This is a genomic window from Okeania sp. SIO3B5 (genome assembly GCF_010692555.1).
GTDB lineage: Bacteria > Cyanobacteriota > Cyanobacteriia > Cyanobacteriales > Microcoleaceae > Okeania.
Map to the genome: position 1 here is coordinate 1 of NZ_JAAHHG010000394.1, position 9,642 is coordinate 9,642.

At 37.9% G+C, this 9,642-nt stretch carries 7 protein-coding genes and 1 pseudogene; all 8 read right to left on the reverse strand.

Features of this window, described 5'->3' with window-relative positions; genetic code table 11:
* On the reverse strand, positions 1-3,225 hold a 3,225-nt coding region (locus F6K54_RS33040; protein WP_293087531.1), incomplete at its 3' end, for a tetratricopeptide repeat protein.
* 695 nt (positions 3,226-3,920) lie between these two features.
* Positions 3,921-4,529: a hypothetical protein gene (locus tag F6K54_RS33045; protein ID WP_293087534.1), complete on the reverse strand. Its 609-nt coding sequence runs from the start codon at positions 4,527-4,529 to the stop codon at positions 3,921-3,923.
* 349 nt (positions 4,530-4,878) lie between these two features.
* Entirely contained in the window at positions 4,879-6,003 is a 1,125-nt protein-coding gene (locus F6K54_RS33050) for an RNA-guided endonuclease TnpB family protein (RefSeq protein WP_293087549.1), read from the reverse strand.
* Between the two features lie 315 nt (positions 6,004-6,318).
* On the reverse strand, positions 6,319-7,617 hold the full coding sequence (locus tag F6K54_RS33055; protein ID WP_293087537.1) for a glycoside hydrolase family 10 protein: 1,299 nt from the start codon (positions 7,615-7,617) through the stop codon (positions 6,319-6,321).
* A gap of 319 nt (positions 7,618-7,936) precedes the next feature.
* Complete coding sequence (locus F6K54_RS33060; protein ID WP_293087540.1) at positions 7,937-8,155, reverse strand: AbrB/MazE/SpoVT family DNA-binding domain-containing protein; 219 nt, start codon at positions 8,153-8,155, stop codon at positions 7,937-7,939.
* A gap of 451 nt (positions 8,156-8,606) precedes the next feature.
* Complete coding sequence (locus F6K54_RS33065; protein ID WP_293087543.1) at positions 8,607-9,026, reverse strand: type II toxin-antitoxin system VapC family toxin; 420 nt, start codon at positions 9,024-9,026, stop codon at positions 8,607-8,609.
* Positions 9,017-9,274, reverse strand: a complete 258-nt coding sequence (locus F6K54_RS33070; RefSeq protein ID WP_293087546.1) for a type II toxin-antitoxin system ParD family antitoxin — start codon at positions 9,272-9,274, stop codon at positions 9,017-9,019. Before F6K54_RS33070 ends, F6K54_RS33065 begins: the two co-directional genes overlap by 10 nt.
* A gap of 69 nt (positions 9,275-9,343) precedes the next feature.
* A pseudogene (locus F6K54_RS33075) lies at positions 9,344-9,642 on the reverse strand (RNA-guided endonuclease TnpB family protein); the annotation flags it as partial.

Consider the following 9,642-nt stretch of genomic DNA (forward strand, 5'->3'; position numbering starts at 1 on the left):
TGAAGGCTTTCTAGCTAAAACTTTACAACCTACCGTAGCAACCTTTGGTAACAAACAGTAAGCTGAAAGTTTTGATAATAAGTCTTCAGAACCAAGTACCACATCATTATTCATTAACACCAAGAGATTGTATTCAGCTTCTCTAGCACCAATATTACATTGCTCGCTATGATTGAAAGGGAATTGATAATCAATTATTTTAACCGCTGCTTTTCCGAAAAGTTCCTGAGCTTTTTCTAATACAGACTGACGTTGTTCTGGTTTCGAGCGATTATTTACTAAGATTATCTGCAATTTAGCTTCAAACTTTTGCATCTTAATCGATTGCAGGCAAAGATTTGTTAATTCTTCTTTATCTCTAAAATTAATAATTATAGATATTCCTTTCAATTGAGTAAATTTGTTGTATGTACTTTCTGAAAGAAACAAATTTTTTTCCCTTGTTTTGATTGAGTGAAACCCTTTAAGTTGTGAGTCATCAGTAATTTTGATTTTTGATTCTGGTAATTTTTTTGCTTCTTTGTTGCCGATCTGAGCTATTGGCACTTCAACAACTTCCAGATACTCGGGAATAAACTTAACCTTATTTGGCTCTGCCATACCAATCAAACTAGAAAATTGTGGCTTAAGGGGATCTAGCCTTAGCAAATCCTCTATGTGTTCAGCCAAAAACCCAGTAGATACCAGCATAGAGAATACAGGGATACCATCATTAATAGTAACTTCAGGATAGATGAATGAACTTCTTTGTAGTAGTAAAGGAGTTTTACCCATGGGATAAACCAACGAATTCCAATAGAAAATGTCATAAATAGAATCCTGTTTTTCTGAATAAAAGTATTCTATGACAAAATTAAAAAAATCTGGTCTTAAAATTGTATGTTTATCTATAAGTAATGTGTATTTTGACTTAAAGCTTTCAGTAATAAAACTCTTTAATAAAGAAATATCTTCAATCTTTTTTAAGAGTTGATTAATATCTGGCTCTTTTCCGTAGGAAACTAGCTGAAAGCCTTTAAAAGGTGGAGTAGGATTTACTAGCTGATATAGATAGCATTCTTTCAGAGGCAATAAATCTATATTTTCTCTTGCTGTCCCTAATTCTCTTGGTATTTGAGTGTTAAATAAATCCACTACAACTATACTCATTTCCTGCAAAGGAAGAAAAGAGTTCAACTTTATTTGATTTAATTTTACTTGATTGGTAAGAATTTGCAAAGATAATCTTGATAAAGCCCTATTTTTTGGCATATTATTGAGTAAGCACAAATGTTCAGTAAATAACTGATTTGTACGACTCAAAAGGTTAGGATACGGAATACAATCAATGAACAATATAACATCATTCAAATCTTTAACCACAATCAATAAAGGGCTAACAAGTTTCCTACAAGATATTCTTAACGGCACAAACTCTGATAACAAACTACATCGAAAATCCCCTATAACTTCGATATCCCTGTGGTTTCTAAATAAATTGTCGTTTTCCTGGACAAATTCTATTTTTATTTCTTTTTTGGCATAGTTTTTATTGGCAATAAATATGCATAAGAGTTCATTTGCATCTGTTAGAGATAGGCTTTGAAGTGCTATAGGAAAATCCGTTCTTTCCTGATGACAAAAAAGGGGATTAAATGTTACAGACTCATGCCAAAAATCACTAATTTCCACTTTCACAGGTGTGGCTTCGCTAATTTCAATATCTTTCTTATCTGGAATCAAACTTATTTCAGAGCGACACAAGTTGGCTGCTGAAAATTGTAGTATTCCTCCCAAATGAGCAACAAATTCAGCCTTTGAATAGTTTAAGTCTTTAGAATCAGTTTTTACTTGAGAAATAGGAATTACACCTAGATCGAGATTTTGTAAAAGTAGCCTTACCCGATCGAAAGTTAATTCAGTGCTAGCCACCCAACCATGAGCATTGTATCTATCAAATGAATCTATAGAACCATGAAACTCCCTAACTAAAAATTTAGAGTCTTGACTTTTCAGCGACGGATTTAATTCGTTTGCGATTTCATGTACATTGCGATTGGTACTTAGGGTTTGCCTGTCTGTGTCAGTAGTAATTGCCTTGTCTGCATCTTCAACTAAATTAGCCACATTTTGTTCTAATTTGCCTTTAATCTGCTGATACAGCAATCGATCAAGTTTTTCTTCAGCATCCAGCTTGTCTGGTTCAATCTCCAACGCCTTTCGATAAGCCTCAACCGCCTTATCCCTTTCCCCCAACTCCTGCAAAACATCCCCCAACTGCTGCCAAGCAACAGCAGACTCAGGATGCAACTCCAAAGCTTTCCGCAACTCAACCTCCGCCTCCCGCCACCTACCCAACCACATCAACCCATACCCCAACTGATGCCTCACTACAGCCGACTTCGGATTAATCTCCAACACCAACCGATACTCAACAACAGCCTCCTCCCATCTACCCAACTGTCCCAAAGCAAACCCCAAATGATGCCTCACCTCGGCCCCAGCAAAACCCAAACTAATTGCCCGTCCATACTCAACAACAGCCTCCTCCCATCTACCCAACTGCCCCAAAGCCTGACCCAAACCATACCATACCTCACCAGACTCCCCAGACAAGACCACCACCTGACGATAAAATTCCACCGCCTCGGACCATTGTCCCAACTTACCCAAAGCCTCAGCCAAACCCAAACAACAATCAACCCCACCGGGACTCATCTCCCAACTCCGACGATAAAACTCCACCGCCTCAGACCATTGCTGCTGCCCAGACTTAGCCGCCCCCAAATAATAATAAGCCTCTGTCTGTAGGGACGTTCCATGAAACTTACCCACATTTGCATACAACATATTTACCACTTTGTCAAGACACTGCTCTGCCTCCGACCATTGCCCCAACTTCACTAACACCGCTCCCAAACCAAGATAAAACTCCGGCACATCAGTCTTCTGCTCCACGGCCTGACGAAAATAACCCACAGCCTCCTGAAATTGACCTTCACCCTGTAACAAAACTCCCAATTTGTAGAGAGACCAGGAAGCTTGAGGATTTATGGCCACAGCCTGACGAAAAGCAGCGATCGCCTCATCTATCTGCCCCACCTTAACCAAAGCTTCCCCCAAATTATGATGGCCATGGGAAAAACCAGGATTAAGAGCGATCGCCTCACGGTAAGCAGCCACAGCATCATCGAGCTTGCCCTCCCGCAACAATTGATTAGCAGTTTTGAAATTAGTTTGAACCATAGTGATAAAGTCAAAAGTCAAAAGTCAAAAGTTAACAAACAAGTCAAAAGTCAAAAGTCAAAAGTCAAAAGTAAGAAATGAAGTTAAAAGTTAAAAGTAAGTAATTAACTCAAAATTCAGTCAAAAGTAAGAAATGAAGTTATAAAGTTAAAAGTTAGAAATTAACTCAAAATTACAGCATATTTCGGGCAAATGATGTACAAGATGAATAGTGAAAATATTGTAGTGCGGGCATCTTGCCCGGGATGGGTGTAGCTTATAACAGCGGAAAGCGCTGTAAATCAAAAGTAAGTAATTAACTCAAAAGTTAAAAGTCAACAAACAAGTCAAAAGTCAAAAGTCAAAAGTCAAAAGTAAGAAATGAAGTTAAAAGTTAAAAGTCAGAAATGAACTAATTTGAATCATAAGGAAATGGGAAATTGGAAATTAGAATTTGGAATTATGTCCATATTTTCTGTGAACAACATAGCACAAGGAAGAAGGTTGATGATTAATTATTAAAAGCCGTAGGGGCTAATGGCCATTCGCCCTTACACATGGTATAAAAATCGACGGAATTATATTACTCCGATTTCTCGGGAACCGTAGTCAAAGGATTTGATATTAGAAGGGGAATTTCAACCCAAGCTTTTAGATGTCGCGCCTTATTTGAACTATCCACGCTGACTGCTAATAGCTAACTGCTAGTTAATTCTTCACCGACCCGAATATAATCGTACCAGAGCAATACCAGTAACAACAGCCACAAACAACCATGTCACCAAAAGACCTATTACCTCACTAATAAATAGACCGATGGCCCCATAAATAAATCCACCCACTGCCCAACCAAGGGATAAACCTATAGCCCAAGCAATAATATTAGCAATTATCCACCATTCTTCCCCATAAATTTGCTTCCTGAGTACAAACCATTGGCCTAATCCCAAAATTGCCCCCACAATAGCTCCATTAATCAACCCATGAAATAGCCTGACTAAAATTTGTTCTGTTCGTGGGGCTATCCAACCTAATGCTCCTAAACTACTGGCCCCGATTAATAACCATGTCACAATATTTATTACAACCCACCATCTACTTCGGAAGATATAATTTCTCAGCACCAACCATTGGGCCAATCCGATGATGCCACCGCCGATAGCTCCTGAAAAAGCACCAATATAGGGTCTAATGCCTATTTCTACAAATATTAAACTGACTAAAAAGCCGACAACAGTGAAAAATACCCACTGCAACCAAAAACCCCAGCCGATGGCTTTGGATTTAGTATGGGATGTATAATAGTATGATTTAGTAATAGACACAAGCTCTTCAACAATTAATAATTAATAATTAATAATTAATAATTATCTCTCCTTGAAAACGGATAGGATTGATTCAAAGGAAAATTAATTCATTGTTTATCCTTTAAAGGAAAGGCTTTAAACCTTAATTATTCGGTAGTTTTGTTCTATCCCTAATGCATAATATTAAGTATTGCAAGGGCAAGCTCGTAGTTATATCCAGTCTCATTAATTAGTTAACTAGCCATAATAAATCAGCTATCTTTAGTCGTCTTTAGATGACTTCTACTGTGACAAGAAATTTATTTCTTGGCGGTAGACTGCTTCATAAAACCGATATAAAACGTCATAATTAGTGACATTTTAATGTTTACTTCCTGCTTCCACCGGAACTGTCGGCAGCACTCCGTCCACAGGCATCAACGGTCAAGCCGACCGCATTCCTTAAATTAATTGAGGCATTCAAGTCTCGGTCTATTGATATACCACATTCTGGGCAGTCATAAGTTCTAATGTTTAAAGGCATATCCTGTACATGACCACAATTAGAGCAAGTTTTTGATGATGGAAAAAATCTATCAACTATTACTAATTCACAGTCGTACCATTGACACTTGTATTCTAGCTGTCTTCTAAACTCATAAAAGCCTTGGTCTGCTATTGACTTGGCTAGCTTATGGTTGGCTAACATTCCGGACACATTTAAATCTTCAATCACAACAGTGCCGTGGTTTTTGGCTACATAAGTTGTAAGTTGATCGAGTGCATCTTTACGGATGTTAGCTACTCGTCTATGTTGTTTGGCTACCTTGACTACTGCTTTGTGCCAATTCCTTGAATGCTTTACTTTTTTACTCAGTTGTCGTTGTAATTTAGCCAGTCTGTTTTGCGCTTTTTTGTAAGGCTTAATACTCTTGAATACTTCACCTGTGCTGAGTGTTGCTAGTGTCTTAATTCCTAAATCTACACCTACAACTTCTGTGGTTTTTGGTGTTGAAGTCGGAGTAAATTCATAGCTGCAACTTAAATACCAGTCACCAGCTTGTCTGCTGATTGTTATTTTTTTAGTTGTTGCTTCAATTGGTTCGTAAGTTTTGACTATACCAATAAAAGGTAATTTGTGATTCCATCCGTTTAATTCTATGGGTTTTCCACAATTGTCTATTGTGAATGAATCAGACTTACCTTTCTTTTTAAACCTTGGGCGTTTACCTAAGCCTTGGAAGAACCTCTTAAATGCTTCACCCAAGTTAATAAAAGCATATTGATAAACTTTAGATGATAAGTTTTTCATCCAAGGATAAAGTGGTTTTGTGTGATTGGTAAAAACCTCTCTGAGTTTACGAGGGTTGGGCTTGTAACCATCAATATATGCAGCATTCCATAGACTTAAACCCCAGTTGTAGCACCACCTACTATAACCTGCGTGTTGTGCCATCAGAGTTTTTTGTTGATTATTTAATTTGAGTTTGGTTCTGATGGATTTCATAGAGATTGAGGGCAGTCTATCTAATGGTATGCTTTTTAACGTATTATATCGTTATTCGTTGATTAAGTCAATGCTCCCGTTAGAGGTTGTCTGAGAAGTCTCATTTGCTACATCACTCGCCCCCGCGCATCCCCCAAAATTGGGGGACTTTTAGAGGCAAATTGACTCTTGTTCCCCCCAGAATTGGGGGGCTAGGGGGGCCTAATCATACCCAGAATCAGCAACGCCTAAATTTGTTGGGTTTCCTGCGTCAACCCAACCTACAGTCTTCCCACACTCCCCCACTCCCCCACTCCCCTACTCCCCCACTCCCCTACTCCCCTACTCACCTCTAGGGCGAGAGACAGAGGTAGGAAACATTTGCTTGAAACCAGTCCGCCGCTCTTGGGGTGAATTTGGAGTCAGATAACCCCATAAGGTTTCCCAATAGAAAAAAGATACTCCGGCAAAGTGGCGATCGCGCACTGCTTTTACTTGTTGTTGAATTTGCTCTATTTTCATGGGTGTTTTCATGGTGCCTGTGAGAATACCTATACTGACAGGAATTTTACTTTTGGCCAATTTTACTTCTGGCTGTTCCAATTCTGTTAAAAATGAAGGTAAACTATTTCGATACACTTGTAAAACAAATTCATCTACTATACCTCGCTTTATCCAAGTTGGCCAGTCTTGCAGATATAATTTATAAGCAAAGTCATCAGGATTAGAAGACAAGGATACAATACAATTAGGTTTAACTGCTTTGACGGCTTTATAAAGTCTTTCCATTAAAGCGGTTATTTGATTTGCCCGCCATTGCATCCATTCTGGATCTGTAAAATCTTCTGGAGGCATTTTACCTTGATGTTGCTCTCTGTAGAGGCGGACTGTAATTGGATCGTAGCCTAATTGTACTGGCATGGCAAAGCGATCGTCTATTTGAATGCCATCGACATCGTATGTTTTGACAACTTCTAATACTAGGTCGATAAAAAATTTTTGCACTTGGGGGTGAATGGGGTTAAGCCAAACATTATTGATAGAGAGTGACTGTTTTAGTGTTGTTAATAAGGACTGTTCATCTGATTCTGGGAGCAGGTCTTTCAGTTCTAATTCAAATATATCTTCGGAAAAATTTCTATTTTTATCAAGACTGGTTGTTACCCAGTGGGGATGGCGTTTGACTAACAAAGAATTTATTGGTGCCATGAAACCATATTCAAACCAAGGGATGACTCGTAAACCTTGGCGGTGGGACTGTGTAAATATCTCTCTGAGTACATCTCCACCAAGGCGAAATGTGGCAAGAGTAGGGTCTTGAGGTTGACCTGTAACTTTTCGAGCAAGGTCACTGGGATAAAATGTGTTACCTCTATTCCAGGTTACGGGATAAACAGTGTTGAAGTTGAGTTGAGAAAGTTGACGGAGGGCGCGGTTTATTCCCCAGGGAGCGAATAATACGGTACTACTAACATTAGTTATCCAGACTCCACGCACCTCTTTTTTTTCAGGTATAGTTTTTGCAGTGACTAATTTTGGGGAGCTTATTATTGCGTATAGGGAAATAGAAAGAAAAGCGATCGCTACTCCTATTCCTAGCCAGATTTTTAATTGTTTGAATTTATTATTAATATTATTCATTATTAGGGAGTAGGGAGTAGCTTACAAGGGTATGTTTTTCCAATTTGAGTGGATAAGGACGCGGGGAGGGGGAGACACGGAGACGCGGAGAGAGGAAGACGCGCAGTGAGTGAATAGGGTGTCGTTAGCGATAGCGTAACGCACCCCTACCCCTATTGGACATTTCCTCCAAAAGAGAGAGTAGGGAACAGGGAGAAAGAATTGATAAATAACATTAGGGTAATTATTTTATTTTTGATTATTGGAGATGTCTAATGGGAAAAATGGTGCGTGATACTCCACTTCGTTCCGCTCACACACCCTACTACTTTGATTTGATTTAGGAGAACGTCACTTCATCATGCTGCATATCTGGAGTAGCCTTTTTAAGTAGCTCGTCAAGGCTGTATTTAGGTTTAGTAGGGGAAAGAATAATTTTATTACCTTCAGTAGATATAGAAACAGTTGTTCCTTCTTTTAAGCCCACCTCTTGAATAATCGCTTGCGGAAGTATAACTCCAAGGGAATTACCCCAAATACTCACTTTTTGAGTTACCATAGTTTAAAAATTATATAAACTTTTATAAGATATTCGGCGTTGGTGAATTGGTCTACCCATATTAGATATCTCCTCCAAAAGAGGGAGTTGGGAAAAAGAATTGATGGATAACAGCGGGATGATTGATTTGATTTTTGATTATTGGAGATGTCTAATGGGAAAAATGGTGCGTGATACTCCACTTCGTTCCGCTCACACACCCTACCACTACTAATTAGGGCTTGCTGAAAAAGTCTTTTTAAGGAGTAGGGGAGCGGGGGAGTAGGGGAGTAGGGGAGTAGGGGAGAATTTTTTTGCCCAACTATGCGCTAAAAATGCGCTCCATGCATGACCATGAAGAGCTGAAAACCATGTACTTTTTCAATACCTAAAAATGCTAAAACCTTTATCTGGTAATTATTTGAAATTTAATCAGCAAACCCTAATTAGGAAAAACTTTCTTCTTCAAAACTTATTTAACCATCAAATCAGATAAACAAGTACCTGTAACTAATCTATTTACAGCTTGAAAATGCTTGTCATAACTAAACAATGATAAATTATGCTGTAATGCTGTGGATGCAATCCACATATCATTGGTAGGAATAGGGTTTCCCTTTGTTCTTAAACCACGATAAACCATGGCATAATATTCAGCAGTCTCATTATCAATAACAAAAACTTTTACCTTCTCAATACTCAGAAATTGTTTTAATTCATCGCGATTTATCGCTTCTTTTGTTCCTACAGCAAATCCCCCTAATAATTCTCCTAAAATAACACTATTAAGGCCGATTAAAGGAGTATTATTAATAACTTCTACTGCATCAGATACATTACGTTTAAAAGCAGTATAAGCATTAGTATCTAATAAAATCGGTTTTATTTCCATAAATTTGTCTCAATCTTTCTAAAAGGCTGAGTATTCTCTAAAAATTCAATTTCATCAGTTTCTGTCCAAGTTCCAGCTAATTTATCCAGTTGATGAGTTGATTTTTCCTCTAACTCTGTAGGAGTAATCTCTTGTTTTTCTAACAATTTTAAAGCTTCATCAACTGCTTGTTGAATGTTAGTATATCTTCCCTTAGCAATTTGGGATTGAATAAATTTTTCTTGTTCTGGACTTAAAGTAATATTCATAGTTACATTTTATCTTAATATTGTAATTCTACAATAGTTCATAAAAATATGGTCAAATATGACATATCCTTATTTTGCAGGTGTTATCCTGACTGGGTGAACTACAACACCCTCTATCCCATAGTCAAATGCATTTGGGACTGCTTTTTTCATAATGTTTAAAGAACCGTTCACATCAGCATTAATGAATCCTTTGCTTGCGGTACGATACAAACCTCTTTTTATTCTTTTTCCTGAGAAAGTGACTTGATTTTTCTCACCTTTCTTGTAAACAGGAATCAAATCATTATCTATAAAACTTGATGCGGAGGTATAAGATTCTTCTGTAATAATTACATCTATCCCTACCATCTTGGCTTTATAAGATA